The 26,373-nt window shown below is 73.7% G+C and carries 26 protein-coding genes and 1 riboswitch; of the genes, 15 read left to right on the top strand and 11 right to left on the bottom strand.

What is annotated here, in order from left to right; genetic code table 11:
• The 3 genes from KME75_RS22475 to KME75_RS22465 all read right to left on the bottom strand — a co-directional run.
• Window positions 1-487: sigma-70 family RNA polymerase sigma factor (locus tag KME75_RS22475; protein ID WP_219416856.1), on the bottom strand; the 487-nt coding region annotated here is incomplete at its 3' end.
• A 291-nt stretch (window positions 488-778) separates the two neighbouring features.
• The gene (dtd, locus tag KME75_RS22470; RefSeq protein WP_219416852.1) at window positions 779-1,204 is read right to left on the bottom strand and encodes a D-aminoacyl-tRNA deacylase; all 426 of its coding nucleotides are present in this window, start codon (window positions 1,202-1,204) and stop codon (window positions 779-781) included.
• Entirely contained in the window at window positions 1,201-2,691 is a 1,491-nt protein-coding gene (locus tag KME75_RS22465; protein WP_372452644.1) for a DUF7782 domain-containing protein, read from the bottom strand. Before KME75_RS22465 ends, dtd begins: the two co-directional genes overlap by 4 nt.
• A gap of 250 nt (window positions 2,692-2,941) precedes the next feature.
• Between KME75_RS22465 and KME75_RS22460 the strand changes: the two genes are divergently transcribed.
• The 3 genes from KME75_RS22460 (at window position 2,942) to KME75_RS22450 (ending at window position 4,445) form a co-directional block, all read left to right on the top strand.
• Complete coding sequence (locus tag KME75_RS22460; protein ID WP_219416850.1) at window positions 2,942-3,529, top strand: HhH-GPD-type base excision DNA repair protein; 588 nt, start codon at window positions 2,942-2,944, stop codon at window positions 3,527-3,529.
• 43 nt (window positions 3,530-3,572) lie between these two features.
• Complete coding sequence (locus tag KME75_RS22455; RefSeq protein WP_219416849.1) at window positions 3,573-3,989, top strand: ArsR/SmtB family transcription factor; 417 nt, start codon at window positions 3,573-3,575, stop codon at window positions 3,987-3,989.
• Between the two features lie 141 nt (window positions 3,990-4,130).
• Window positions 4,131-4,445 carry a DUF3099 domain-containing protein gene (locus KME75_RS22450; protein ID WP_219416848.1) on the top strand — a complete coding sequence of 105 codons (315 nt, stop codon included), beginning with the start codon at window positions 4,131-4,133 and terminating at the stop codon, window positions 4,443-4,445.
• A gap of 89 nt (window positions 4,446-4,534) precedes the next feature.
• Here the strand turns inward: KME75_RS22450 and KME75_RS22445 are convergent, their stop codons facing one another.
• Together KME75_RS22445 and KME75_RS22440 are read right to left on the bottom strand one after the other, a co-directional pair.
• Window positions 4,535-5,395: a carbohydrate kinase family protein gene (locus KME75_RS22445; protein ID WP_219416847.1), complete on the bottom strand. Its 861-nt coding sequence runs from the start codon at window positions 5,393-5,395 to the stop codon at window positions 4,535-4,537.
• On the bottom strand, window positions 5,392-6,324 hold the full coding sequence (locus KME75_RS22440) for a pseudouridine-5'-phosphate glycosidase (protein ID WP_246632605.1): 933 nt from the start codon (window positions 6,322-6,324) through the stop codon (window positions 5,392-5,394). Before KME75_RS22440 ends, KME75_RS22445 begins: the two co-directional genes overlap by 4 nt.
• 10 nt (window positions 6,325-6,334) lie before the next feature.
• Here KME75_RS22440 and KME75_RS22435 point away from each other — a divergent pair, with 10 nt between their 5' ends.
• Together KME75_RS22435 and KME75_RS22430 are read left to right on the top strand one after the other, a co-directional pair.
• A complete protein-coding gene (locus tag KME75_RS22435; protein WP_219416845.1) occupies window positions 6,335-6,586 on the top strand; it encodes a DUF3039 domain-containing protein in 252 nt (83 codons plus the stop codon).
• Window positions 6,570-7,235 (top strand): class I SAM-dependent methyltransferase, encoded by a 666-nt coding sequence (locus KME75_RS22430; protein WP_219416844.1) that lies wholly within the window; start codon window positions 6,570-6,572, stop codon window positions 7,233-7,235. The genes KME75_RS22435 and KME75_RS22430 overlap by 17 nt, the downstream gene beginning before the upstream one ends.
• Window positions 7,236-7,237: 2 nt before the next feature.
• On the opposite strand, the gene KME75_RS22425 is transcribed toward KME75_RS22430, so the two are convergent.
• Window positions 7,238-8,722, bottom strand: coding sequence for a polyhydroxyalkanoate synthase family protein (locus KME75_RS22425; protein ID WP_219416843.1), 1,485 nt, complete (start codon window positions 8,720-8,722; stop codon window positions 7,238-7,240).
• A 328-nt stretch (window positions 8,723-9,050) separates the two neighbouring features.
• On the opposite strand from KME75_RS22425, the gene KME75_RS22420 reads away from it, so the two are divergent.
• Window positions 9,051-10,766, top strand: coding sequence for a DEAD/DEAH box helicase (locus tag KME75_RS22420; RefSeq protein ID WP_219416842.1), 1,716 nt, complete (start codon window positions 9,051-9,053; stop codon window positions 10,764-10,766).
• A 192-nt stretch (window positions 10,767-10,958) separates the two neighbouring features.
• On the opposite strand, the gene KME75_RS22415 is transcribed toward KME75_RS22420, so the two are convergent.
• A complete protein-coding gene (locus tag KME75_RS22415) occupies window positions 10,959-11,144 on the bottom strand; it encodes a DUF7455 domain-containing protein (protein ID WP_219416841.1) in 186 nt (61 codons plus the stop codon).
• Window positions 11,145-11,498: 354 nt separating this feature from the next.
• Between KME75_RS22415 and KME75_RS22410 the strand changes: the two genes are divergently transcribed.
• The 5 genes from KME75_RS22410 to KME75_RS22390 all read left to right on the top strand — a co-directional run bounded on the left by KME75_RS22410 (window position 11,499) and on the right by KME75_RS22390 (window position 17,379).
• Window positions 11,499-12,311 carry an EamA family transporter gene (locus KME75_RS22410; RefSeq protein ID WP_219416855.1) on the top strand — a complete coding sequence of 271 codons (813 nt, stop codon included), beginning with the start codon at window positions 11,499-11,501 and terminating at the stop codon, window positions 12,309-12,311.
• Between the two features lie 352 nt (window positions 12,312-12,663).
• The gene (locus KME75_RS22405; protein ID WP_219416840.1) at window positions 12,664-13,788 is read left to right on the top strand and encodes a sugar ABC transporter substrate-binding protein; all 1,125 of its coding nucleotides are present in this window, start codon (window positions 12,664-12,666) and stop codon (window positions 13,786-13,788) included.
• A gap of 68 nt (window positions 13,789-13,856) precedes the next feature.
• Window positions 13,857-14,630 carry an ATP-binding cassette domain-containing protein gene (locus KME75_RS22400; protein ID WP_219416839.1) on the top strand — a complete coding sequence of 258 codons (774 nt, stop codon included), beginning with the start codon at window positions 13,857-13,859 and terminating at the stop codon, window positions 14,628-14,630.
• Window positions 14,631-14,653: 23 nt separating this feature from the next.
• Window positions 14,654-16,114 carry a sugar ABC transporter permease gene (locus KME75_RS22395; protein ID WP_219416838.1) on the top strand — a complete coding sequence of 487 codons (1,461 nt, stop codon included), beginning with the start codon at window positions 14,654-14,656 and terminating at the stop codon, window positions 16,112-16,114.
• A 59-nt stretch (window positions 16,115-16,173) separates the two neighbouring features.
• The gene (locus KME75_RS22390; RefSeq protein ID WP_372452643.1) at window positions 16,174-17,379 is read left to right on the top strand and encodes an ROK family protein; all 1,206 of its coding nucleotides are present in this window, start codon (window positions 16,174-16,176) and stop codon (window positions 17,377-17,379) included.
• Window positions 17,380-17,383: 4 nt separating this feature from the next.
• Here KME75_RS22390 and KME75_RS22385 read toward each other — a convergent pair whose 3' ends face one another.
• Entirely contained in the window at window positions 17,384-17,704 is a 321-nt protein-coding gene (locus KME75_RS22385) for a hypothetical protein (protein WP_219416837.1), read from the bottom strand.
• Between the two features lie 186 nt (window positions 17,705-17,890).
• On the opposite strand from KME75_RS22385, the gene ggt reads away from it, so the two are divergent.
• Window positions 17,891-19,687: a gamma-glutamyltransferase gene (gene ggt / locus KME75_RS22380; protein WP_219416836.1), complete on the top strand. Its 1,797-nt coding sequence runs from the start codon at window positions 17,891-17,893 to the stop codon at window positions 19,685-19,687.
• Window positions 19,688-19,818: 131 nt separating this feature from the next.
• Here the strand turns inward: ggt and KME75_RS22375 are convergent, their stop codons facing one another.
• Both KME75_RS22375 and KME75_RS22370 read right to left on the bottom strand, forming a co-directional pair.
• Window positions 19,819-21,348 carry a class I adenylate-forming enzyme family protein gene (locus KME75_RS22375; protein ID WP_219416835.1) on the bottom strand — a complete coding sequence of 510 codons (1,530 nt, stop codon included), beginning with the start codon at window positions 21,346-21,348 and terminating at the stop codon, window positions 19,819-19,821.
• A 5-nt stretch (window positions 21,349-21,353) separates the two neighbouring features.
• Complete coding sequence (locus KME75_RS22370) at window positions 21,354-22,340, bottom strand: phosphotriesterase family protein (protein WP_219416834.1); 987 nt, start codon at window positions 22,338-22,340, stop codon at window positions 21,354-21,356.
• Window positions 22,341-22,472: 132 nt separating this feature from the next.
• A riboswitch (TPP riboswitch) is annotated at window positions 22,473-22,585 on the top strand.
• Here KME75_RS22370 and KME75_RS22365 point away from each other — a divergent pair.
• The 3 genes from KME75_RS22365 (at window position 22,577) to KME75_RS22355 (ending at window position 25,252) form a co-directional block, all read left to right on the top strand.
• Window positions 22,577-23,605, top strand: a complete 1,029-nt coding sequence (locus KME75_RS22365) for an ABC transporter substrate-binding protein (protein ID WP_308282988.1) — start codon at window positions 22,577-22,579, stop codon at window positions 23,603-23,605. Its footprint overlaps the riboswitch before it by 9 nt.
• Before the next feature lie 149 nt (window positions 23,606-23,754).
• Complete coding sequence (locus KME75_RS22360) at window positions 23,755-24,501, top strand: ABC transporter permease (RefSeq protein ID WP_308282987.1); 747 nt, start codon at window positions 23,755-23,757, stop codon at window positions 24,499-24,501.
• Window positions 24,494-25,252, top strand: coding sequence for an ABC transporter ATP-binding protein (locus KME75_RS22355; protein ID WP_219416832.1), 759 nt, complete (start codon window positions 24,494-24,496; stop codon window positions 25,250-25,252). Before KME75_RS22360 ends, KME75_RS22355 begins: the two co-directional genes overlap by 8 nt.
• A gap of 113 nt (window positions 25,253-25,365) precedes the next feature.
• Here the strand turns inward: KME75_RS22355 and KME75_RS22350 are convergent, their stop codons facing one another.
• Window positions 25,366-26,145, bottom strand: coding sequence for a tetratricopeptide repeat protein (locus KME75_RS22350; RefSeq protein ID WP_246632600.1), 780 nt, complete (start codon window positions 26,143-26,145; stop codon window positions 25,366-25,368).
• Window positions 26,146-26,373 lie beyond the last annotated feature (228 nt).

Raw genomic sequence — 26,373 nt, 5'->3', positions numbered from 1 at the left:
GCTCCACGAGGTGGACGGGCAGCCGGATCGTGCGCGCCTGGTCGGCCATGCCGCGCGTGATCGCCTGGCGGATCCACCAGGTGGCGTAGGTGGAGAACTTGAAGCCCTTGGTGTAGTCGAACTTCTCTACCGCGCGGATCAGGCCCAGGTTGCCCTCCTGGATCAGGTCGAGCAGCGGCATCCCGCGGCCGGTGTAGCGCTTGGCGAGCGACACCACGAGCCGGAGGTTGGCCTCGAGCAGGTGGTTGCGCGCCCGCCTGCCGTCGCGGACGACGGCCCGCAGGTCGGCGGCGTACTGGCGGTCGAGCTCCGTGCCCTCGGCGGCCGACGAGTCGAGCACGTGCTGGGCGAACACGCCCGCCTCGATCCGCCTGGCCAGCTCGACCTCCTGGGCGGCGGTCAGCAGGGCGGTCTTGCCGATGCCGTTCAGGTAGACCCGGACGAGGTCGGCTGCCGGGCTCTGCGCGTCGAGGTCCTCGGCGGACATCTCGGGACGCTCCACAACAGCACGCTGCACAGCTGTGGCCTCCACGTGGTCGGAGTCGGTACGCTGGCCCGGGACGGCGGCCCTACGCGTGGCGGTGGGCCCGGTCATGGTGGGCGCTGTCATCTTTCCTCCCCTGGCGCGACCCGGGCGGGGCGCTTCGTGGCGCCGCCGGGGTTCTCATGGGGTTGAACGCGTGCACGCCGCATTACGTTCCCGACACGGCACTGTGCGCTCGTGCACTCTCAGCACACCCTCAGCGCGTCGCGGCGACACCGCGCTGACCAGGGGTTTTCAGACCTCCACCAGCACCGTGAACGGTCCCTCGTTCACCGACTCCACGGCCATCATGGCGCCGAACACACCCGTGGCCACCTCCGCGCCGCGCTCCCGCAGCGCCGCCACCACGGCCTCCACCAGGGGCTCGGCGTGCTCCGGGCGGGCAGCGGCCGACCAGGAGGGCCGTCTGCCCTTGCGGGTCTCGCCGTACAACGTGAACTGGCTCACCACGAGCAGCGGGGCCGCCGCGTCGGCGCAGGACTGCTCGCCCGGCAGGATCCGCAGCTCGTGCAGCTTGCGGGCCATCACCGGCACGGCATCGGGGGTGTCGTCGCGGTGCACCCCGAGCAGCACCAGCAGGCCCGGCCCGTCGATGTGCCCGACGACCTCGCCGTCCACCCGCACCGTGGCGCTGCTCACCCGCGCCACCACCGCCCTCACGGCGCGGGCACCAGCACGCCGTGCCGCACGAACTCGCGCACGGCGGGCAGCGCCGCCGCGACGAGCTCTCCGCTGGGCCGGTCGTGGGCGAACGCGAGCAGCTCCACCAGCTCGCCGAGCGCGAGCGCCCCGTGGCAGCCGGCGAGCAGCGCGGCGGCCTCGTCGTCGACCTCGTGGCGCCAGCGCGGGCCGTCCAGCCGGGCCACGGCCGCGCCGACGGCCGCCCAGCCCTCCTCGCCGGGTTCGGCGAAGCGCTCCAGCACCACCGACGGCGCCACGGCGAGGCGGGCGCCCAGCAGGTCCTCGTCACGCGCGTGCGCCCGCAGCCAGTCGACGCGGTCCAGCCACCCCGCGACCTCCGGCCCCAGCGGGTCGTCCACGCCACCCAACAGGTCCTCGAAGACCACGGTCGGGTCGCCGTCGGTGCGGCGCAACGTGAGGAAGCCGAACCCGACGGCCTCGACGCGCTCGCGCTCCATCCAGTCCAGCCAGGCGCCCGCCTGCTCGCGCGCGGTCGGAGACGTCAGGTCGAGCCCCGCGTCGCGCTGCCAGGTGCCGACGTGCAGCGCCGGGTCGGCCACCTCGCGCTGCACGATCCACGCGTCCACGCCGGCGGGGAGCCACGACCGCACCCGGTCGGGCCAGTCCTCGCCCTGCACGTGCAGCCACGAGCCGAGCAGCTGCGCCACCCCGCCCAGCTCCAGGTGCTCCGGGAGCGCCCGGACCAGCGCCGCGAGCGCGGCGTCCCCGCCCTGGCCGGAGTCGCGGTAGACGAAGTCGACGCGCGGCGGACCCGGCACGAACGGTGGGTTGGACACGATCTGGCCGAACCGGCGACCCGCGACCGGCTCGAACCAGGGCCCCTCGAGCAGCTCGACGTCCAGCCCGTTGAGCGCGAACGTTGCCCGGGCCATCGAGAGGGCGCGTGGCGCGAGGTCGGTGCCGGTGACCGCCTGCGCGTGCCGGGTGGCGTGCAGCGCCTGCACCCCGCAGCCGGTGCCCAGGTCGAGCAGCGAGCCGACCGGGCGGCGGGCGGTGGCCGCGGCCAGCGTCAGCGACGCCGCCCCGACCCCGGTGACGTGGTCGCGCTCCTGGCGTCGCGCGTCCAGGTCCGACAGCACCCACCAGTCGCCCGCCCTGTCGCCGTCGGAGTCGTCGCCGTAGGGGCGCAGGTCGAGCGCGGCCGCCCAGCCGCCGTCGACGGGGCGCAGCAGCCCGGCCGCGGCGGCGTCGGCGGGCGCGAGCGGGGCGAGCGCCGCGGTGACGGCGGCGTTCGGCTCGTGCCCACCGAGCAGCAGCAGCCGGACGAGCACGCCCAGCTCGCCGCCGTCCCGAGCGGCGCGGAACGCGGGCTCGACCTCGCCTCGCCCGAGCGCGGCGTGCGCCGCCGTCCCGAGCAGCGCCCGCACCCCGTCGGTGGTGTAGTCCGCCCGGAGCAGGGCGGTGCGCAGCGCGTCGGCGGTGGCGGGGGAGAAGTGGGGGAGCACGCGGCAGATCCTCGCCGACCGGCCGGCCCCGGGTGGCGCCGGGAGGCTCCGGACGCACTGAGCGGCCGACTCGCGCACCCTCATGCGCCGACTCGCGCACGCTCATGCGCCGACTCGCGCACGCTCATGCCCCACGGTCGGCGAGTCGGGTTCTCGCGGTGCGCGAGTCGGGCTCTCTGTGCGCGCGAGTCGGGCGATTCGTGCGAACCGGGACCGGACTCCCGCGGCCGGGAGGTGGGATCATCCGGTCATGACCCGCGCACTCTGCCTGGCCCAGGAGCCGGAGGCGGACGCCCTGCTCGACCGTGACCCGCTCGCGCTGCTGATCGGGATGCTTCTCGACCAGCAGTTCCCGATGGAGCGCGCGTTCGCCGGGCCCGCGCTGCTGGCGCAGCGGCTCGGCGTGTCCGAGCTCGACGCCCGCGAGCTGGCCTCCTACGACCCCGACGCCCTGGTGCAGATCTTCCGGGGTCCGCCCGCCGTGCACCGCTACCCGGGGTCCATGGCCGGGCGCGTACAGGCGCTCGCCACCGCGATCGTCGAGCAGTACGACGGGGACGTCACCCTGATCTGGCGCGACGTCCCGGACGGGCGCGAGCTGTTCCGCAGGCTCGGCTCCCTGCCCGGGTTCGGCACGCAGAAGGCGCAGATCTTCACCGCGCTGTTGGGCAAGCAGCGCGGCGTCACCCCGCCGGGGTGGCGGGAGGCCGCGAGCGGCTACGGCGAGGAGGGGGCGCACCGCTCGGTGGCCGACGTCATCGACGCGGCATCGCTGGAGCAGGTGCGGCAGTACAAGCAGGCGAAGAAGGCCGCGGCCAAGGCGGCGGCCGGGCGGTAGCCGCCACGGCGGGACCGTTCCGCCGCGGCGATACGATCGCGGTGTGCACCAGGTCCCCGCCGCGCGGCGCGACGTGCGCGTGATCGATCCCGATCAGGTGTGCGACGCCACCGCCGTGCTCGCCCACGGCGACCGGCTGCAGCAGTCCGCGGCCGTCCTGGACGCGCTCGGCGACGTCAACCGGCTCAGCATCCTGCTCGCCCTGCACCACGCCGGGGACCTGTGCGTGTCCGACCTCGCGTTCGCCGTGCGGATGAGCGACAGCGCGGTGTCGCACGCGCTGCGCCTGCTGCGGGCGCACGGGATGGTCACCGCGCACCGGCAGGGCCGGCTGGTGCGCTACCGGGTGGCGGGCGAGCTCACCACCCGGCTGCTCGACGTCGTCTCCGAAGGCGTGGTGGGCGAGGTCGTCCTGCACGCGCACGCCGGCGCAGCGGCGCACCGGCCCGAGCCGGCCTGAGGGATCGCCGGGGCGACAGGCGCGCACGCGGCACGAGTGGCACCATGGTGCGCGGAAGGCGGACGGGTGACTCGCGCTCGTGGTCACTGGCCCGTGCCACCGCCGGTGTGAGGCGCCTCCGGGCGCCAGGTAGGAGTTCCCGTGACGGACCCGCAGCGTGCGGCCGACCCCGTTCTGATCACGGACGCCGCCCGTTCCTACGACGAGGAGCTCGCGGCCCGCAAGCGCCGATACAAGATCATGATGGGGTTGCGGATCCCGTGCATGGTCCTCGCCGCCGTCTTCTACCAGATCCCCTGGCTCGCGGTGACGCTGCTCGTGCTGTCCATTCCGCTGCCGTGGATGGCGGTGCTGATCGCCAACGACCGGCTGCCGAAGAAGACCGAGGACGTCAACCGCTACCAGGGCGACAGGCGCCAGATCGAACGCCGCGAGCACCCGGTGATCGAGGGCTGAGCCCCACCGCACACACCCTGAGGGGTCGGCACACACGTTCGGCGCTGTGTGCCGACGCCACGCGGTGTGTGACGTGCCGCCACGCCCGCTCAGCGGGACGCCGGCGCGGGGCGCGCTCCGACGGTCGCCACCGCCGCGGCCCCCGCCGCGCACCCGGCCCGCAGCGCCTCCTCCGGTTCGGCGCCCCGCAGCCACGCCGCCAGCACGCCCGCGTCGAACGCGTCGCCCGCTCCAGTGGGGTCCACCGTGTCGACGCGCGGCGCCGCCGCGGTCCAGGTCCCGGATGCGTCCACCCACCGCGCCCCGCGCGGGCCGTCGGTCACCGCGACCGCGCCCACCGTGTCGAGCAGGGCGGCCGCGGATCCGCCCATCGCGGCGAGCTCGTCGGCGTTGGGGAGCAGCAGGTCCACCCCGCGCACGTGGTCGCGGAACGCCGGTGTGAGGGCGGGCGCCGCCTGCGGGTCCACCGACGTGGTCAGCCCGGCCGCGCGGGCGCGGTCCAGCGCGGCGAGCCCGGCCGGGCCGGACGAGGGGTCGAGCAGCACGTAGCCCGACAGGTGCAGGTGGTCGGCGCCGTCGAGCGCGGGCAGGTCGGCGGGGGAGAGGTAACCCGCCGCGCCCCGGTCGGAGAGCATCGTCCGCTCGCCGTCGTCGAGCAGGACCACGACGGTGCAGGTGGGCTCCCGCGGGTCGACGGCCAGCGCGGGCCGCACCCCGCAGGCGTCCAGCTCGGCGGCCGCCGCGCGGCCCGCCGGGTCGTCGCCCACGCGGGCCACCAGGGTGACGTCCGCGCCGAGGTGCGCCAGCCACGCCGCGGTGTTCGCACCCGCTCCGCCGGCACGCGTGCGGATCCGCGCCGGGACGTCCGCGTCGCGCACGGCGGGTTCACGCGGCGCGACGAGCACGTCGACGGCCAGGTCGCCGACGACCACCACCCGGGGGCGCCTCATGCAGCGAGTGCCACCGCGACCTGCGCGGCGAGCTCCGCGTTCGCCCGCACGAGCGCGAGGTTGGTGCGCAGGCTCGCGCCGCCGCTGCTGCTGTGGAAGTGCTCCAGCAGCGCGGGCGTGACGTCCTTGCCCACGATGCCGCGCTCCGCCAGCAGCGCCATCCCCTCGGCGAGGAGGCGGTCGTGCAGGCCGGCGTCCAGCTCGTCGGCCTCGGGCACGGGTTGCGCCAGCACCGCTCCCGCCGCATTGCCGAGCGCCCGGTGCGCACGCCAGACGGCCGCGGCCTCCGCGGGCGAGTCGATGCGCCAGGGCACCGGGTGCCCGGAGTCGCGCCGGTAGAAGCCGGGGAACGCGTCGGTGCCGTAGCCGAGCACCGGCACCGACTCGGTCTCGAGCACCTCCAGGGTGGCGGGCACGTCCAGGATCGACTTCACCCCGGAGCACACCACGAACACACCGGTCCCGGCGAGCGCGGCGAGGTCGGCGGAGACGTCCCACGTCTCCCGGGCCCCCCGGTGCACCCCGCCCAGCCCACCGGTGGCGAACAGCGCCACCCCGGCCGCGTGCGCGAGCGCGGCGGTGGCCGCCACCGTCGTCGCCCCGTCGCGGCCCAGCCCGACGGCCACGCCGAGGTCGCGGACCGACAACTTCACCAGGTCGCCGTCGCACACCCGGTCGAGCTCGGCCGCGGTGAGCCCGACCCGCGGCACGCCGTCGAGCACCGCCACCGTGGCGGGGACGGCGCCGTGGGCGCGCACGGCCGCCTCGAGGTCGTCGGCGGCCGCGCGGTTCTGCGGGGCCGGCAGACCGTGGGCGAGGATCGTGCTCTCCAGCGCGACGACGGCGCGGCCGTCGGCGAGCGCGGCGGCGACCTCGTCGGACAGGACGAGCGGAGCGGGCGGCGAGACGGGAACGGACACGTGCGGCATCATGGACGACATGGCCACGCAGGTGCTGCCCGACGTCGACACCCGCCCAGAGGGCACCGACACGACGGGCAACGACGAGCCCAAGATGTTCCACTACGTCAAGAAGAACAAGATCGCGGAGAGCGCGGTCCTCGGGAACATGGTGGTGGCACTCTGCGGCGAGACGTTCCCCGTCACCCGCTCGCCCAAGCCCGGCTCCCCGGTCTGCCCCGACTGCAAGAAGATCTACGAATCGCTGCGCCCCGGTGGCGACGACGACTGAGCGGACGGTCGCGTTGCGCACATCCGCCGTCCGCGCCGTGCGTGGGTGGGTCTACAACAGACTGATCGCGGGCATGACGGCCCAGTGGTACCGCGAGGTGCTGAGCAGGCTGCCCGACGGCGCCCGGATGCTCGACGTGGGCATCGGCACGGGCGCGGCACTCGCACGCTGCGCCGACCTCGTCCGCGCGAAGCGGCTGCAGGTCGTCGGCCTCGACATCGACGCCGACTACCTCGACCGCTGCCGCACCGAGATGGCCCGCGCCGGGCTGTCGGAGCAGGTCTCGCCGCTCCTCGCGTCGGTCTATGACCACCGCGACGGCCCGTACGACGCCGTCTACTTCAGCGCGAGCCTCATGCTGCTCCCCGACCCCGTCGCGGCGATCGCGCACGTGGCCCGGCAGCTCACCCCCTCCGGGCGGGTGTTCAGCACGCAGACCTTCCACCACCGGCGGTCGCGGCTGCTCGAGCGCGTCAAGCCGCTCGCCCAGCACGTCACGACCATCGACTTCGGCCGGGTCACCTACGAGGACGAGTTCCGCCGCACGTTCGCCGACGCGGGGGTGCGGCTGGTCGACCTCGTCACCATGCGCACCACCCGGCACTCGTCCTACCGGCTGGCCATCGCCGAACCCGCCGACGTCCCCTGAGGTCAGGCTCCGGTCACGTGGTCGCCCGGGGCCGGGGCGACGGCCGGCATGCCCCGCCCGCCGAGCTCGGGCGGGGCGTCGCGCAGCGGTCCGCTGCGTTCCGCGAGCCAGCCCAGGTGGTCGGGCCACCACGACCCCGGGCGGGCGTCCGCCGTCGTGCCCCAGCGTTCCGGCGCCGTGGCCGTGGCGGCCCCGGCCTGGAACACCCCGTCCGGGTCCGCCGGCGGGGTGAGCAGCGCCGCGACCGGCCCGCGGGGGGAGAGCACGAACCGGGCGGCCGCGCCGCCGAACAGCCGCGCGCTGCGGTAGGCGGCGTCCCAGGGCAGCCGCGGGTCGCCCGCGCCCGTCACCACGTAGACGTCCCGGTCGACCTTCGACAGGTCGAGCGGCGTCCCGAGGGCGCTGCACCCCCCGGGCGTCGCGAGCGCGTTGCCCAGCGCGACGTCGACGAGGTCGCGGTGCAGGCCGGCCGGCATCCGCATCGCGTCGGCGGCCCAGTGCCGGACGGGGTCGGCACCTGCGGCCGGCGGTCCGTCCGCGACGAGCCGTCGGCCGTCCAGCAGCCCGGTGCGCCCCGACTCCGCGACGGCCCGGCGCGCGGCCTGCCTGTCGACGGGGACGCCGACGTGGTCGAGCACCGTGGCGGCGAACGTCAGCGTCGCCAGCCGGTCCTGAGCGCCGGTGGCGGCCAGGTGCGCCGCCACCACGGCGACGAGCACGCCGCCCGCTCCGAGCCCCATCAGCGACGTGCGCGGGGTGCGGGTGATCCGCTCGCACGCGGCGAGCGCGTCCAGCACCGCGCGGGCGTAGGTGTCGAGGTCCCACCCGGCGTGCTCCGGGCCGGGGTTGCGCCAGGACAGCGCCAGCACCTGCTGACCGCCGTGGACGAGGTGATCCACGAGGCTGCGCCCCGGGGTGAGGTCGACGAGGTAGTGGCGGTGCAGCAGCGGCGGGACCACCAGCAGCGGCACGTCGTGCACGGCCTCGGTCCGGGGCAGGTAGTGCAGCAGCTCGAAGACGGGCGTGCGGAGGACGACGGCGCCCGCGGCGGCGGCCACGTCCTCGCCCACCGCGATCCGGGCCGGGGCGGGCCGGGACGGCCGGGTGGGGACGAGGACGTCGGTGAGGCCCGCCAGCGCGAGCCGGACCCGGTCGCGGTCGGCCGGGTCGAGCCCCGCGTCGTCGACCAGGCGCTCGACCGTCGCGCCGGCCGCCCCGCCGGCCTGGGTGAACCTGCGCACGAGCGGGTGCTGCGGCGCATCGGGGTCGAGCGGCACGTATCCCAGGCCGATCCGGGCGAGCTCGGCGGCCAGGCCCGCGCCGCGGCGGGCCACGGTGAACGGCCTGCCGGCGAGCGCCAGGCCCATCCGCAGCGCGGGCCCGGCGGGCAGGAGCCGGTGCAGCGGGCCGGGCGTGCCCACGGGCAGCAGCGCGTCGAGCATGATCGCACCATCCGCCGCGCGCGCCTCGGCGCCGTTGGTCGTCATCCAGCTTCCTCCCTGACCGCGGACCCGGCCGTCGCAGCATGGGCGGCACCGTCGTGCGGGGGCAACTCGGGGATCGGCCCGGCGGGGCGGGAGGGGACCCGACGGGCCCGCGTCGATCCGCTGCCCGGGATCACCTCGGCACTCATCGCCTGCACAGGATGGACCATCGGGGTGGGGTGACGGTCACCGCGGCGGGTCACGGCACCCCGGCCGCGGGCGCCCCGTAGTCTGATCGACGCCCTGGCGCGGTGACCGCCATGGGGCCCCGCGGCGTTGCGGGTGCCCGTGCCGGGCGCAACGGGTAGCAGTCGAGACGTCAGGGAGATGTGTGTCCCAGGCCCAGCAGATCGCTCCCTCCTCACGCCCCCTGCGGGCCTGGCAGCGCAGCGCGCTGGCGCGCTACCTGGCCGGGGCGCCCCGGGACTTCCTCGCCGTCGCCACGCCCGGCGCGGGCAAGACCGCGTTCGCCCTGCGGGTCGCGGCGGAGCTGCTCGCCGACCGGGTGATCGACCGGATCACGGTCGTCACGCCCACCGAGCACCTCAAGTACCAGTGGTCGGCGTCCGCGGCGTCCGTCGGGATCGCGATCGACCCCGAGTTCCGCAACTCGACCGGCGCCACGTCGTCGGACTACACCGGGATCGCGGTCACCTACGCCGGCGTCGCGGCGCACCCGCTGCTGCACCGGGCGCGCACCGAGAACAGGCGCACCCTCGTGATCCTCGACGAGGTGCACCACGCGGGGGACGCGCGGTCGTGGGGGGACGGGGTGCGCGAGGCGTTCGAGCCCGCCACACGGCGGCTCACGCTCACCGGCACCCCGTTCCGCAGCGACGACAACCCGATCCCGTTCGTCGACTACCTGCCCGACGGCGACGGTGCGCTACGCAGCCGCGCCAACCACTCCTACGGCTACGCAGAGGCGCTCGCCGACGGCGTCGTCCGGCCGGTGGTGTTCCTCGCCTACTCCGGGATGTCGAGCTGGCGCACGAGCGCGGGTGAGGAGATCAGCGCGCGACTCGGCGAGCCGATGACCGCGGAGCAGACGGCGCGGGCCTGGCGCACTGCCCTCGACCCCGGCGGCGAGTGGATCCCGGCCGTGCTCGCCGCCGCCGACAAGCGGCTGAGCGGGCACCGGGCGGGCGGGATGCCCGACGCGGGCGGGCTCGTGATCGCCACCGACCAGACGACCGCGCGCGCCTACGCGGCCATCCTCGCCGACGTGACGGGCACCGCGCCCGTCGTCGTGCTGTCCGACGAGCCGGGCGCGTCGGCGCGGATCGAGAAGTTCGCGGAGTCCGACGACCGCTGGATGGTGGCCGTCCGGATGGTGTCCGAGGGCGTCGACGTGCCGCGCCTCGCCGTCGGGGTGTACGCCACCAGCGCGTCCACCCCGCTGTTCTTCGCCCAGGCCGTGGGCCGGTTCGTGCGGTCGCGGCGGCCGGGGGAGACGGCGTCGGTGTTCGTGCCGAGCGTCCCGGTGCTGCTCGGGCTCGCGAGCGAGCTCGAGGCCCAGCGCGACCACGTCCTCGGCAAGCCGCACCGCGCCGACGAGAAGTGGGACGACGAGCTGCTCGCCCAGGCGCAGCGCCAGGAGGACGAGCCGGGGGAGGACGAGAAGTCGTTCACCGCGATCGGGGCGCAGGCCGAGCTGGACCAGCTGATCTACGAGGGCACCTCGTTCTCGGCCGACGAGGAGGACTACCTCGGGCTGCCCGGGCTGCTCGAGCCCGACCAGGTGCGCACGTTGCTCAGCCAGCGGCAGAAGGAGTGGATGACCCGCTCCCAGAAGAAGGCCGCGGCCGCCGCCCCGCCGGTGGCGCCCCAGCCGCCCGTCGAGCGCCCGCAGCTGTCGGTGCGCGAGCAGCTGCACAAGCTCCGCAAGGAGCTCAACACGCTGGTCGCGCTGTACAACCACCGCACCAACAAGCCGCACGGCGTGATCCACAACGAGCTGCGCAAGCACTGCGGCGGCCCGCCCACGGCGATGGCGAGCATGGAGCAGCTGGAGGAGCGCATCGCCACCCTCCGCTCCTGGCGCTAACGCCCGGCGCCACATGCCCTGTGCTGGCCGGTGCGCCCCGTGTCGGCCGGTGCCCCCCGTCGACGGGGCGCACGGGCGGACACGGGGCGCATGCGTCGGAATGGGGCGCGTGGCCGGTACGACGACGGGGCGGGGACCCGTCGGTCCCCGCCCCGTCATGGGCTCGATCGGCCGGCTCGTCGCCGGCCGCGGTCAACTGCCCGACTGCACGTCGATCTCCATTTCGCGGAGCTTCTCGGCGTGGGCCCGCGCGTGGTGACCGCAGAACAGCAGCTCGCCGCCCGACGGCAACACGGCCCGGACCTTCGCGGCCGCTCCGCACCGGTCACAGCGGTCAGCGGCGGTCAACTCGGGCCGGGTCAGGGTTCCTGGCTGCATAGCGGTCTCCCTCCGTCTCGACCCCGGGTTCCCCCGGGATCGCTTGCTGTGACGACCGCTCGCGCGGTGCGCCCACTCTCCCAGACGTACTGCACCCCTGCACGTGTTCCCGGGGCGCGTCGCGACGACCGTCACGTTCGGCCCGAGGGCCGCCGGTGCGGTCACCGCGGGTTCTCCGCCGGTGACTCCTGCAGATTCAGTTGACTGCGCGTGAATGATGCTTGCGAGTTCGGTGTCACCGCAAGGTGCGGTGTGTAAACACCGGTGTCGCGGCGACTACGCTGGGCATCCGTGACGCTGAGTGTGCGCAGCCGGGTGCCAGCGCCCGCCCTGTTCGTCGTCGGGGGCCTCTCGATGTATGTCGGGGCGGCGCTCGCGGTGGGGCTGTTCGACCGCCTGTCGCCCACGGCCGTCGCGGTGCTGCGGCTGCTCGGCGCGGCGGTCGTGCTGCTCGCCTGGCGGCGGCCGGGACGCGCGGCATGGCGCGGTTCCCGGCTCGTGCGGGCGGTCGCCTTCGGGCTCGCGACGGCGCTGATGAACATCGCCTTCTACGAGGCGATCGCGCGGCTTCCGCTGGGCACCGCGGTGGCCGTGGAGTTCTGCGGACCGGTGGCCGTCGCGGCCGTGGCGTCGCGGCGGCCGCGGGACGTCGCGGCGGTCCTGCTCGCCGCCACCGGGGTGCTGCTCATCGCCGATGTCCGCTGGTCAGGCAGCCCGTCGGGGGTGTTGTGGGCGCTCGCGGCCGCGGCGATGTGGGCGGCGTACATCGTGCTCGGGAAGCGGGTGGCGAGCGGTGGGAACGGGCTCGACGACATGGCCGTCGGGTTCGTCGTGGCCGCCGTCGCGCTGTGCCCGCTGCTGCTCGTGGGCGGCCCGGACGGCGTGGGTGCGCTCGCGGATCCGCTCGTGCTGCTGCTGGCCGTCGGGGTCGGCGTGCTGTCGAGCGTGGTGCCCTACGTGCTCGACCAGATCGTGCTCCGCCGGGTCGGCCAGGCCCGGTTCGCGGTGCTGCTGGCGCTGCTCCCTGCCACGGCCACGGTGGTCGGGTTGATCGCGCTCGCCCAGGTGCCGGGCCTCCTGGAGGCCGTCGGGATCGCCGCCGTCATCGCCGCGGTGGCCCTGCGCTCGAAGGACGGCGACGTGGCGGAGTCAGTGGGCCGAACGTGAGATCCGTCACTGAGGGTGACGCCGACGTCGGCGACTATTCGTAGCCGAGATGTAACTGGACGGGTGGCGCCGCGACGGGTGGGTGAATCTCCTCGCGGTGGCCGCCGCGCTCCCTCCGGGCACGAGAGTTGGCGAGCCGGCGACCGCGGAGCCTCCGTCGCCACAACCGCCCGCAGGGCGCCCGGAAGCGGTCCCGCGACAACAAAAGCGGGGTGCCGTGATGAAACCGTGACCGAAACGCGGCGTCTTTAACGATTAAGTGTGCTTGGCACCACCGGACATCGCGACATACGTTGTCGGTCGCAACATTTACCCGCCTCGCGGGAACCCCCGACGCTGTGGAAGGACGACCATGCGCATCAGGAGAACGGCGCTCGCGGCTGCGGGGCTGGGTCTGGCCCTGACCCTCGCCGCCTGCGGACAGAACGCCGCCGCCCCGTCGGCGCCGCCCGCGGAGAGCGCCGCGCCGGCCGGCGCGATCAAGGTCGGCGTGATCCTTCCCGAGACCGAGAGCTCGGCTCGCTGGGAGGGTTTCGACAAGCCGCTGCTGCAGCAGGCGATGCAGGCCGAGGGTCTCGACGCCGACATCCAGAACGCGCTGGGCGACGAGCAGAAGTTCGCCACCCTGGCCGACAGCATGATCGCCAGCGGGGTCAAGGTGCTGGTCATCGCCTCGATCAGCAGTGAGTCGGGGGCCGCGGTCGCCGCGCAGGCCAAGGCGCAGGGCATCCCGACGATCGACTACGACCGGCTCAACCTCAACGGCTCCAGCGACTACTACGTCTCCTTCGACAACGAGAAGGTCGGCGAGCTGCAGGGCCAGGGCCTGGTGCAGGCGTTGGAGGGCACGGCGAACCCGCAGATCATCGAGATCGAGGGCGCCCCGACCGATAACAACGCCACCTTGTTCTACAACGGCCAGCAGCGCGTGCTCGGGCCGAAGTACGAGTCCGGCGAGTACACGCTCGTGCAGAGCCAGAAGATCGACGACTGGGACAACCAGGTTGGCGGTACCACGTTCGAGCAGATCCTCACCGGGAACGGCGGCCGCGTCGACGGCGTCGTCGCCGCGAACGACGGCCTCGCCGGCGCGATCATCACGGTGCTTACGAAGTACGGCCTCAACGGGCAGGTGCCGGTGACCGGCCAGGACGCCACGGCCGCCGGTCTGCAGGCGATCCTGCGCGGCGACCAGTACATGACCGTGTACAAGCCGATCAAGCAGGAGGCCGAGGCCACCGCCAAGCTGGCGGCCGCCCTCGCGAACGGTGACACCGCCGCCGCCGACGCCATCGCCACCGACACGGTGGAGGACCCGGAGGGCAACCGGACGGTCAAGTCGGTACTGCTCGAGCCGGAGCTGATCACGCGGGACAACGTCAAGAAGGTGATCGACGACGGTGCCGTCCCGGCCTCCGAGGTCTGCGTGGCGGAGACCTCCGCCGCGTGCCAGGAACTGGGCATCGCCACCAGCTGAGACTCCTCGTGAGTGAATACGAGTTCTCTGGCACTCGTATCCACTCACAGGCACCGGAGGTGCATCGCATGAGTGATCCGATCCTGCAGCTGCGCGGGGTGAACAAGAGCTTCGGCGCCGTGCAGGTGCTGCACGGCGTCGACTTCGACGTACGGGCCGGCGAGGTCACCGCGCTCGTCGGCGACAACGGCGCCGGCAAGTCGACGCTGGTCAAGTGCGTGGCCGGCATCCACTCGATCGACAGCGGCGAGGTGCGGTTCGAGGGGAAGCCGGTGTCGGTCCACACCCCGACCGACGCATCGCGGCTGGGTATCGAGGTCGTCTACCAGGACCTCGCGCTGGCCGACAACCTCGACATCGTCCAGAACATGTTCCTCGGCCGGGAGCGCGGGAAGTCGTGGCTGCTCGACGAGGCCGACATGGAGCAGGCCGCCCGGCGCACGCTCGCGTCGCTGTCGGTGCGCACGGTGACGTCGGTGCGCATGCCGGTGGCCGCGCTCTCGGGCGGGCAGCGCCAGACGGTCGCGATCGCCAAGGCGGTGTTGTGGGACTCCAAGGTCGTGCTCCTCGACGAGCCGACCGCCGCGCTGGGGGTCGCGCAGACCCGCCAGGTCCTCGATCTGGTGCGCAGGCTCGCCGAGCAGGGCCTCGGTGTCGTGCTCATCAGCCACAACATGGCCGACGTGTTCGAGGTGTCGGACCGCATCGCCACCCTGTACCTCGGGCGCATGGTCGCCGAGGTTCCCACCAAGGACGTCTCGCACGGCGAGGTCGTGGAGCTGATCACCGCGGGCCGTTCCGGTGACCTGGGCCTTCAGCGACCCGAGAGCGTGGCGATCTGATGGCCTCGCGAGAAGGACCCGCCATGGAGAAGACGAGCACCTCCGAGCCGGCCACCGGCACCACGACCGCGGCGGAGCGGGCCGCGCCCGCGTCCACGCGCTCGGCCGACTTCGGCATCGACACGACGGCGAAGACCACCCGCGAGGCCGTGCGCGGCTACCTCGGCAACCTGCGCAACGGTGATCTGGGAGCGCTGCCCGCCCTGCTCGGGCTCGCGGCGCTGTTCGTGCTGTTCACGGTGCTCGACTCGGGCGGCACGTTCCCCAGCCTGCTGAACCTCGCCAACCTGCTGCAGCAGGGCGCGGGTCAGACGATCATCGCCATGGGCCTGGTGTTCGTGTTGCTCACCGGCGAGATCGACCTCGCGGCGGGCACGGCGTCCGGGCTCGCCGCGTCGCTGATGGCGCTCCACCTGGTCAGCGGCGGCAACCTGCTCGGCAGCATGGGCACAACGGTGTTCGTGCTGTTCCTGCTCGTGGTCGTGGTCGCGATCGTGCTCGCACTGCTGCTGCGGATCTGGGCGGGCGCGGCGTTCGCCGCACTCGCGCTGGTGCTGATGGTCGTCGGGTTCCCGCCGAACCCGTGGCTGGAGATGCTGCTCGCCGTCTGCGCAGGCGTGGTCATCGGCTGCCTCACCGGCTTCCTCGTCGCGAAGCTCGGGATGCCGTCCTTCGTCGTGACGCTGGCGCTGTTCATCGCGTGGCAGGGCGTGATCCTGCAGCTCATCGGCGACGGCGGCACGCTGGGCCTGCGCGATCCGGTCCTCGTGGCGGTGGCGAACGGGAACCTGTCGACGGCGGGGAGCTGGGTGCTGTTCGTCGTCGCCGCGGGCGGGTACGCCGCTGTGCTGCTCAACCGCCAGGTCTCGCGGCGCAGGCTCGGGCTGGTGGCCCAGCCGACGGGGCTCGTCCTCATCAAGATCGGGGCCGTGGTACTGCTGGGGGCCGTGGCCACCTTCCTGCTCACCCTCGACCGGTCACCCGGCACCACGCCGATCGCCGGGGTGCCCTACGTGGTGCCGATCGTGCTGGTGCTGCTCGTCATCGGTACCTACGTTCTCGACCGCACCCGCTTCGGGCGCCACGTCTACGCGGTCGGCGGCAACCGCGAGGCGGCGCGGCGGGCCGGCATCGACGTGGTCCGCATCCGCGCGACGGTGTTCGTCATCGCCTCGGCGCTGGCCGCGATCGGGGCGATCGTCTACTCGTCCAAGGTCGGATCGGTGTCGCCCGGCTCGGGTGGTGGCAACACCCTGCTGTTCGCCGTCGGTGCGGCGGTCATCGGTGGTACGTCCCTGTTCGGCGGCCGTGGTCGGGTGAGCAACGCCGTGATCGGCGGCGCTGTGCTCGCCACCGTGAACAACGGGCTCGGCCTGCTCGGCCAGCCCGCGTCGGTGGTGTTCCTCGTCAACGGCCTGGTGCTGCTGCTCGCGGCCGGGGTCGACGTGCTGTCCCGGCGCCGATCGGCCGTGCCTGCGAGGTGAGCCGCGGCTGGGGAGTCGACGGCGGGGTGGAGGCACCTCCCGCCGGAGGCGCACGTCCGGTGGGGACCCTGCGCCCTGGCGGCGCGCGGGGCGGCCAGGCGGGCGCGGCCACGGCGGGTGCCCGCCCGGACGAGGCGCGCCGCCACAACCGGGCGGCGCTGCTGCGCCGGTTGCACATCGAGGGCCCGTGCACCCGGGCCACCCTGGCCACGGAGCTCGGCCTCAACCGCAGCACGATCAAGGCGGTGGTGGACGGGCTGGCCGAGGCCGGCGTCGTCACCGAGGCCGTGCCCGCCCAGCGCAACGGGGCGGGCCGGCCGTCGCTGATGGTGCTGCCGGAGCCGGAGGCCGCCGTGGTGCTGGCCATCGACGTGCGGGTCGAGCAGGTGGCGATGGCGATGGTGGGACTCGGGGGGCAGGTGCTGGGCAGGCACAGCTGGAACCTCCACCACCGCACCCGTACCCCGGGCGAGGTGATCACGCATGTGGCGGAGTCGGCCCAGCTGCTCGCCGACGAGCTCGCGCTCACCGCGCAGGGGGCCGGGGTGTCGGTGCCCGGGGTCGTGCACCGCGATGACGGACGGGTGCACGAGGCGCCCAACCTCGGCTGGTGCGACGTCGCCCTCGGCACGCGGCTGGCGTCGGTGCTCCGGATCCCGGTGCAGGTGGCCAACGACGCGGAGCTGGGCGCGATCGCCGAGCACGTCCGCGGCGACGCGGGCGGCGTCGACGACCTGGTCTACATCTCCGCGGACCGCGGCGTAGGCGGCGGGGTGATCTCGGCGGGCCGGCCGCTGCGGGGCACCCGCGGGTACGTCGGGGAGCTCGGCCACCTGGTGGTCCGCCCGGGTGGGCGGCCCTGCTACTGCGGGTCCCGCGGCTGCTGGGAGACCGAGGTGGGGGAGGCCGCGCTGTGCCGGGCGCTCGGCCTGCCCGAGGACACCACGCGCGGGGTGGTGGTGGCCGAGCTGCGCTCGCTCGCCACCGCGCCGCTGCCCGGTCCGCTCGACGAGTTCGCCGAGTGGCTGGCCACCGGGCTCGTCACCGTGGTGAACATGATGGCCCCGGAGCTGGTGGTGCTCGGCGACCTGTTCACCGCACTCCCGCCCGCCGTCGTCGAGCACGTGCGCGCGCTGGTGCACGAACGGAGCCTGGTGAGCCGGGCCGTGGGAGGCACCCGGATCGAGATCAGCCCGCTCGGCCGGGACGCGAAGCTCGTCGGCGCGGCCGAGCTGGCGTTCGAGCCGGTGCTCGGGGCGGTCTGACCGGTCAGCTGCGGCGGACCTCGAGGCCGACGTCCTGGCCGGCGACGGAGCGCAGCGTCACCGCGAGCCCACCGACCGTCGCCGTCCCGCCGACGGTGAGCAGGGCGCTGTCGCCGCGGGCCGACACCGTCACCGCGTCGGCCTCGATCGGGGCCACCCGCAGATCGCGCTCGAACGTCCCGATCTCCACCTCGACCGTCTGCTCGCCGCTCAGGTCGACGGTGCAGGCGCTGCCCGAGCACCGGCTGGTGCGGGTGGTGCAGGCGCTCGCGGCCAACAGGCCCAGCAGTACGGTCAGGACGATCAGGACGCGGCGGACGGGCACGACGAACTCCTCGTTATCGGGGGATCGGAGTATGTCCGCCGCGGCGCACCGGGCACACCGGTGGAACTACGCAGCCGCAGGGGGTGCTGCCACCACGGTTCGCTCGGGTGCCGCGCAACCGCCACATGGCGGTCCCGGTACGGCCATCGGGAGGGTAGGAATGCGGTCATGGGCACCTCACGAGCCATGCGAGGTCTCGCGGTCCTCGCCGTCACCCCGGTCCTCGCCGGTCTGCTGAGCACCTCCGTGGCCTCCGCTGACGGGAGCTCGGGCGACCCGATCGCCGTCGGTTCCGGCGGCGGGGTGGCCACCGTCGACGCCGACGCCACGCGGATCGGGCTCGAGGTTCTGGCCGCCGGGGGAACCGCGGCCGACGCGGCCGTCGCGGCCGCCGCCGCACTCGGGGTGACCGAGCCCTACTCGGCGGGCATCGGGGGCGGCGGATTCTTCGTCCACTACGACGCGGAGACCGGCGAGGTGAGCACCCTCGACGGCCGGGAGACCGCGCCCGCGGCGATGGAGCCCGACTCCTTCGTCGACCCGGCCACCGGGGAGGCACTGGAGTTCGACCGGGCCGTCACGTCCGGGCTGTCGGTCGGTGTGCCCGGCACCCCCGCCACCTGGACGGCCGCACTGGAGCGGTGGGGCACGCTCGACCTGGGGGAGGCGCTCGCGCCCGCCGAGCAGCTGGCGCGGGAGGGCTTCGCCGTCGACGAGGAGTTCCGCGGCCAGACGCAGATCAACGAGGAGCGGTTCCGCGCGTTCCCCGCCACCGCCGACCTGTTCCTGCCCGACGGGGCCCTGCCCGAGGTCGGCTCGGTGTTCACCAACCCCGACCTCGCCGACACCTACGCCGAGCTGGGCCACCAGGGCGTCGACTGGCTCTACGAGGGGGAGCTCGCGGGCGAGATCGCGGCCACCGCGGCCGACCCGCCGGTCGACCCGGCCGCCACGATCCCGGTGGCCCCCGGGCTGATGACCACCGACGACCTCGCCGCCTACGAGGTGGTGGAGCGCGAGCCGACGCACGTCGACTACCGCGGCGTCGACGTCTACGGGATGGGCCCGCCCTCGTCCGGCGGCAGCACGGTGGGCGAGGCGCTCAACATCCTCGAGCAGTTCGAGCTCTCGGCGAAGGACCCGGTGCAGGCGCTGCACCTCTACCTGGAGGCGTCCCGCTTCGCCTACGCCGACCGCAACCGCTACCTCGGCGACCCGGACTTCGTCGACGTCCCGCTCGAGGCGCTGCTGTCGGACGAGTTCGCCGCACAGCGGGCGTGCCTGATCGACCCGGACAAGGCGGCCGTCTCCCCGGTGCCCGCGGGCGACCCGGCGGCGGACGACGTGTGCGCGACCGCGCCGAGCGGCGGAGCCGATCACGAGGGGCCGTCCACCACCCACCTCGTCGCGGCCGACCGCTGGGGCGACGTCGTGTCCTACACGCTCACGATCGAGCAGACCGGCGGCAGCGGGATCACCGTGCCCGGCCGCGGGTTCCTGCTCAACAACGAGCTCACCGACTTCGACTTCACCCCGCCGCCGCCCGGCGAGCCGCTGCCGGCCAACGCCCCGGCCGGCGGCAAGCGCCCGCGCAGCAGCATGGCGCCCACCATCGTGCTGGCCGACGGGGAGCCGCTGCTGGCCCTGGGCTCGCCCGGTGGCTCCACGATCATCACCACGGTGCTGCAGGTGCTGGTGAACCGGCTGGACCTGGGCCTGTCGCTGCCCGAGGCGGTGGCGGCCCCGCGGATGTCGCAGCGCAACACCGAGGACACGATCGCCGAGCCCGCCTTCCTCGACAGCGAGCTGCGCACCGCCCTCGAGGGGTACGGGCACAGCTTCGTCCCCGCGCCGAGCACCTTCGGTCCGCAGCCGGAGATCGGGGCGGTCGCCGCGCTGGAGTTCCTCGACGACGGGCGCGTCGCGTACGTCGCGGAGCCGGAGCGGCGCGGCGGCGGCAGCGCGATGGCCCTCGACAAGTAGAAGGGCTGACCGGCCCCGCGCTGGGACCGCCTACGCGGCACACACCTCGCGGCCTCCGCACATACGTCCGGCCGTGTGTGCGGGGTACCGGAGGTGTGTGCGACCGGTGGAGTCCCTGCTCGGCGGACCGCTCACCGGCCGTGCAGCGGCGGGCCCCAGTCGGTGTTCTCCCGCAGCTGCCGCTTGAGGATCTTGCCGCCGGGGTTGCGCGGCAGCGGCTCGGCACGGGTGACGAGGAACTGCGGGACCTTGAAGTCCGCGAGCCGCTCCCGCAGGTGCGCGAGTACGCGCTCGGGGTCGAACCCCGCACCGGGGACGACGACGGCGCCGACCTTCTCGCCCATCACCTCGTCCGGCACGCCGACCACCGCGGCGTCCGCCACGCCGGGGGCGCCGGCCAGCGCGTTCTCCACCTCCACGGAGTACACGTTCTCGCCGCCCCGGTTGATCATGTCCTTCGCGCGGTCGACGACGTACACGAGGCCCTCGTCGTCGATCCGGGCCAGATCGCCGCTGTGCAGCCAGCCGTCGACGAACGTCTCACGGGTGGCGTCCGGCTTGTTCCAGTAGCCGGCCACCACGTTGGGCCCGCGGACGAGCAGCTCGCCCACCCCGGCCGCGTCCGGGTCGGCGAGCGCCAGATCCACCACTGGCGCGGCGAACCCCACGGAGTCGGCGTGCCCGGCCGCCCACTCGTGGGGGAGGTAGGTCGCGATCGAGGAGGTCTCGGTCAGGCCGAACCCGTTGCCGACGCGCGCGTTCGGGAACCGCTCCTGGATCCGCTGCACGAGCGACGGGGCGATCGGCGCGCCGCCGTAGGACAGCTTCGTCACCGCGGTGACGTCGAACTCGGCGAAGTTCGGCTGCACCATGGCGAGCGCGTAGATCGCGGGCACGCTGGTGAGCGCGTTCACCCGCTCCTCGACGACCGTGCGCAGGAACGCCTGCACCTGGAACTCGGGCAGGATCATGGTGGTGCCGCCGATGGCGAGCTGCACGAGCAGCTGGCTGTTGCACCCGGTGACGTGGAACAGCGGCACGGAGACGAGGTTGCGCTGCTCCGGCCCCGCCGTGCGATCGATCCCCGTCACCCGGATCGCGGTCTCGACATTGGACAGGAAGTTCTCCTGCGTCGTCATCGCGCCCTTCGGGAACCCCGTCGTCCCGCTGGTGTAGAAGATCGCGGCGAGGTCGGCGTGGGTCGGGATGTCGTCGGCGCGCGGGTCGCCGTCGGGCAGCGGCTCGCCGGGGCGCAGCACGACCGACGCGCCGGAGTCGGCGAGGACGTACTCGATCTCCGGCGCGGCGAAGCGGGTGTTCACCGGCACCGCGACCGCTCCGGCGAGCTGCGTGCCGAGGAAGCCGAGCACCCAGCCCACACCCGCCGGCAGCAGGTTCGCCACCCGGTCCCCGCGGGTGACGCCCGCCGCGGCGAGGCCGCCCGCCACCCGCGCGGCGCGGTCCCAGAGCTGCCGGTAGGTCAGCCGCTCGCCGCCGACCTCGACGACCGCCTCGACGTCCGGGTGCCGATCGACGGTCGCGCGGAGCATCGCCACCAGCGAGGGCGCCAGGTCGGTGTAGTGGGCCACGCCGATCCCGTCACGTGCGGTCCCCGAGGAGTCGAACGGGGCCGCGCCGCGCGGCCGGGGTTGGATCGCCATGCCGCTCAGCTCCCGGCGGGGGTGAAGTACCGACGCGGGTTGTCCACGAGCATCGTCGTGATCTGCCCCTCGGTCACGCCGTGCTCGCGCAGCGCCGGGAGGACGTCGCGGCTGATGTGCTCGTAGTGCCAGTTCGGGGCGGCCTGCGCGAGCGTGGCCTGCCAGTCCTTCCCGGAGAAGTAGTCCATGTAGCAGGCGGCGTCCTGGGAGAGCACGATCCGGTCCGCGTAGCCCTGTTCGCGCAGTGCCGCGATCGTCGTGACGCGGTCGGCGGTGGGGTTGTACAGGTCCAGGCCGAAGCGGTCGCAGCCGATCGTCGCGCCCTGGTCCATGATCCATTTCAGGTAGTCGAGGTCGTTGGTGTCGCCGGCGTGCCCGATCACCACCTTGGTGAGGTCGACGCCCTCCTTCGCGTAGAGCTCGAGCGCCAGGCGCCCCGTCTGGTGGGCGGCGTTGGTGTGCACCGTGATCGGCACGCCCGTCTCGCGGTGCGCCGCGCACACGGCCAGCTGGACGCGGGTCTGGTCGGGGGTGAGCCCCTTCTCCTCCACCACGCACTTGAGGAACGCGGCCTTCACCCCGGTGCCGGCGATGCCCTCGCGGATGTCGCGGACGAACATGTCGACCATCAGCTCCGGGCCGCCGAAATCCGATCCGGGGCCCCGGTAGTGGAAGAAGTGCGGGATCTCGTCGAACGTGTAGAGCCCGGTGGCCGCGACGATGTGGATGTCGACCTCGGCGTTGATCCGCTGCACCCGCGGCAGGTAGCGCCCCAGCCCGACGACGGTGGGGTCGACGATCGTGTCGACCCCGAGCTCGGTGAGCGCCCGCAGCTTGGCGATCGCGTCGGCGACCCGCTCCTCCTCGTCCCACCACTGGTCGCCGTAGTTCTGCATCACGTCGGGCGTCAGCACGAACACGTGCTCGTGCATCAACGTCACGCCCAGGTCGTCGACCGGGACCGGACCGCGCACCGTCTCCACCGCCGCCATCGGCGCCTCCTCCTCGAGGTCGAGATCTTCCGATCGTGCTTCCGATCCCGTTGTGCGGTCAAGCGTCGGGCGACCGGCAGCGGGATGCGTGCCACACCCCGCTGCGTCGGCGGGAGCGGCCGCGTATGGTCGTCGGCGACCCGCGGGAGCCCACGTTCCGAGGCTGAGAGGGCGGCAGGACCGGCCGTCGACCGTTCGCACCTGACCCGGTTAGTACCGGCGTAGGGAGGAACGTCGTGATCGACGTACGCAGAACCCGGATCGTCATGGCGCTGCTCGCCGTCGTGGCCGTGCTGCTGGCCGGCTGCTCGAGCGGCGGGGCCGCGGAGGGCGGCCGGCAGACCATCCGCATCGCGCTGGACTGGACCCCCAACACCAACCACACCGGCCTCTACGTGGCGCAGCAGGAGGGGTACTTCCGCGACGCCGGGCTGGACGTGCAGTTCCTGCCGTACAACAACACCTCGCCCGACACGCTGGTGTCGTCCGGGGCGGCCGAGTTCGGGATCAGCTTCCAGGACTCGTTCACGTTCTCGAAGGCGGCCGGTGCCGACATCACCTCGGTGATGGCGATCCTGCAGCACTGGGCCACCGAGATCGCCGTCCGGGCCGACCGGGACGACATCACCTCGCCCGCCGACCTCGACGGGATGACCTACGGCGGGTTCGGTTCCGCCTACGAGGTGCCCAAGATGCGGGCGGTGATCCAGGCCGCCGGTGGCACCGGAGAGTTCGAGACGGTGGTGCTCGGCACCGCGGCCTACGAGGCGCTCTACGCGGGCGAGGTCGACTTCACGGAGCCGTTCGTGGCCTGGGAGGGGATCGAGGCGCAGCTGCGCGGGCAGCCGCTGAAGACGTTCGCCTACTCCGACTACGGCTTCCCGGACGCCTACAACGTCCTGCTCATCGGCAACACGCCCTGGCTGGAGGCCAACCCGGAGGCGGCGGCGGCGTTCGTGCAGGCCGCGCAGCGCGGCTACCAGCTCGCCGCCGACGACCCCGCCCGCGGCGCGGAGCTGCTGATGGCCGCGAACCCGGGTGCGTTCGCCGAGCCCGAGCTCGTCCGGCGCAGCCAGGAGATGCTCAGCGCGGAGTTCCTGCGCGACGAGTCCGGCGCGGTCGGACCGCAGACGCTCGAGAAGTGGGCGGGCTACTCGGGGTGGGTGTTCGACTCCGGGGTGCTGACCGGCCCCGACGGGGCGCCGCTCGCGCAGCGCCCCGACTTCTCCACCTGGTTCACCAACGAGTACCTGGGGACGCCCTGAGCATGTCGACCGGGCGCATGACGACCGGCAGCGGGCAGCGGACCCGGACGCACGAATCGCCCGACTCGCGCGCACCCGGACGCCGACTCGCGCGCCCGGATCGGCCGACTCGCGCGCACGGATCGCCCGACTCGCGGGTGTGGTCGCGGGTGCTGCCGCCGCTGGTCCTCGTCGCGGTCGGGCTCGTGGTGTGGCAGTGGTACGTCACGGCCGCAGACGTCCGGCCGCAGGTACTGCCCTCGCCGCTGCGCGTGGTGCAGCAGGGCTGGGCGTACCGCGAGCAGATCTGGATGCACACCGTGCCGACCGTGCAGGTCACGGCCGTCGGGTTCACGGTGTCGCTCGTGCTGGGCTGGACACTGGCGATCGCGGTGGACTTCTCGCCGTGGCTGCGCCGCGCGCTCACCCCGCTGCTGGTGGCGTCCCAGACGCTGCCGATCATCGCGATCGCCCCGCTGCTGATCATCTGGTTCGGGTTCGGGCTGCTGCCCAAGGTGGTGGTGATCGCGCTGGTGACGTTCTTCCCGATCGCCGTCGGGCTGATCGAGGGGTTCGCCGCCACCGACCGGCAGGCCACCAGCCTCCTGCGCAGCATGGGGGCCTCCCGCTGGCAGCAGTTCCGCTACGTGCGCCTGCCCGGGGCGCTCCCGAGGTTCTTCACCGCACTGCGGATCGGGATCACCTACGCCGTCACCGGCGCGATCTTCGCCGAGTACGTCGGGGCGACGGCGGGGCTGGGGATCTTCATGAGCCTGCAGAAGAACTCGTTCCGCACCGACCTCGTGCTGGCGGCGGTGCTGGTGACCGCGCTGCTGTCGGTGTCGCTGTTCCTGCTGACCTACCTGGTGGAACGACTCGTCATCCCGTGGAACGCGAGGGAGAGCCCACGTGGCTGAGACCAAGCTCGTCGTCGACGACCTGCACAAGGCGTTCCCCGGCCCGCTGCCGGTGCTCGACGGCGTCGCGTTCGACGTCGCACCGGGGGAGTTCGTGTCGGTGGTGGGCCCGAGCGGGTGCGGGAAGTCGACGCTGTTCGACGTGGTCGCGGGGCTGGAGCGGCCGGACGCGGGGCGGGTGTTCGTGGACGGCAGCGACGCCACCGGCCGCACCGACCCGTTCGCCTACATGCCCCAGCAGGACCTGCTGTTCCCGTGGCGGACGGTGCTGGACAACACGACGCTCGGGCTGGAGGTCTCGGGGCTCTCCCGCCGGGCCGCCCGGGAGCGCGCGCGGCCGCTGTTCGCGCCGTTCGGGCTGGCCGGGTTCGAGAGCTCCCGTCCGGCGGAGCTGTCGGGCGGGATGCGGCAGCGGGCGGCGCTGTTGCGCACCGTGGTGCAGGACCGGGCGGTGCTGCTGCTCGACGAGCCGTTCGGCGCCCTCGACTCGCTCACGCGCACCGACATGCAGATGTGGCTCGACGGCGTGCGGGCCCGCTTCGACTGGACCGTCCTGCTGATCACGCACGACATCCGGGAGGCGGTGTACCTGTCCGATCGGGTGATGGTGCTCGGGCCGCGGCCCACCCGCGTGCGCCGCAAGGTGATCGTGGACCTGCCTCGGCCGCGGGAGGTCGGGATGGTCACCTCTCCGGAGTTCGCGGCACTCGAGGAGGAACTGCTCGTGGCTCTGCGGGCCGGTTCCGCCTGATTCTTCCAAAGTGTTTCCGCTCGACCACGCTGCGAATTCTTCCGCTGGTGGAGGCAGTGCGCCGGAGGGCCGCACCGCATTTCCGCGCATTGTGCCGACCGCGCGGGACGGAGTCAGACCGTGGCGCCGGCGGCGATCGCGAACCGGTCCGGGGAGTGTGCGTTGGCCATGTCCTCGTAGAGGGCCACGGTCTCGGGGTGGGGGCGGCCGCGCAGCGCGGCGGAGTCGGCGGCGGCACGCTCGAACGTGGCGACGGCCTCGTGGGCCCGGCCGAGGAGTGCCTGGCAGCCCGCGACGTTCGACCGCAGCGCGATCGTGTGCGGATGCCGGGGGCCGTGCGCCTGCTCGGCGTCGTTCAGGGCGGCCTTGAGCAGCGTCAGGGCGGACTCGACGTCGCCCGCCGCGGCCCGCGCGAGCGCCATCCCCATGCGCGAGGTGAGCGTGTCGGGATGGGCGGGGCCGAGCTTCCTGCGCCGCTCCGCGGTGACCCGTCCGGACAGCGTGAGCGCCTCGTCCACCTTTCCGGCCAGGCGGTATGCGGTGGCGAGGGCGTCACCCGCGGTGAGGGTGCGGGGGTCGTCGTCGCCGAACACCCGGGTGCGCTCGGCGAGGTTGGTGGTCATCAGGTCGACGCCCTCGCGCCACCTGCCGGCCGCCATCACGGCCGCGCCGAGGTTGCCCGCCACCGTGAGGGTGGCGGGGTGGTCGGACCCGAGCGCGCTGCGGCAACCCGCGAGGGCCTGCTCGAGCAGGGGGACCGCCTCGGGTGCCCGGCCGGCCGCGCAGAGCGAAGCGGCGTCGGCGTTGCGTGCGGCGAGCTCGCGGACGTCCTCCCGCGATCGCCGCGCGCCGGAGGTCTCGCGTCGGCTCTCGCTCCGCGACCACCAGGCCATGCTCACCACCCCCGAGTAGCTCCTCGGGAAAATACTGCAACGGGCCATCCCTGGGTGCACCGAGTGGGTGGAATTACGCGGATATCTCGACGGCCCGGCGGGTAGCTATTCAGCAGGGTTCGGCGGCTGGTGGTAGCCATGCCCCGGTGGTGAACAGCTGAGTGAGGACGTCGAAGCTGTCGAGGCCCCACTTGGCGGTGGTGGACAGGTAGGACTGGACGACGGCGA

It is taken from the genome of Pseudonocardia nigra, from assembly GCF_019396355.1.
In the GTDB taxonomy this organism is placed as follows: Bacteria; Actinomycetota; Actinomycetes; order Mycobacteriales; family Pseudonocardiaceae; genus Pseudonocardia; species Pseudonocardia nigra.
The sequence above is the reverse complement of the archived record's forward strand: the minus strand, read 5'-3'. Positions and strand labels throughout refer to the sequence as shown.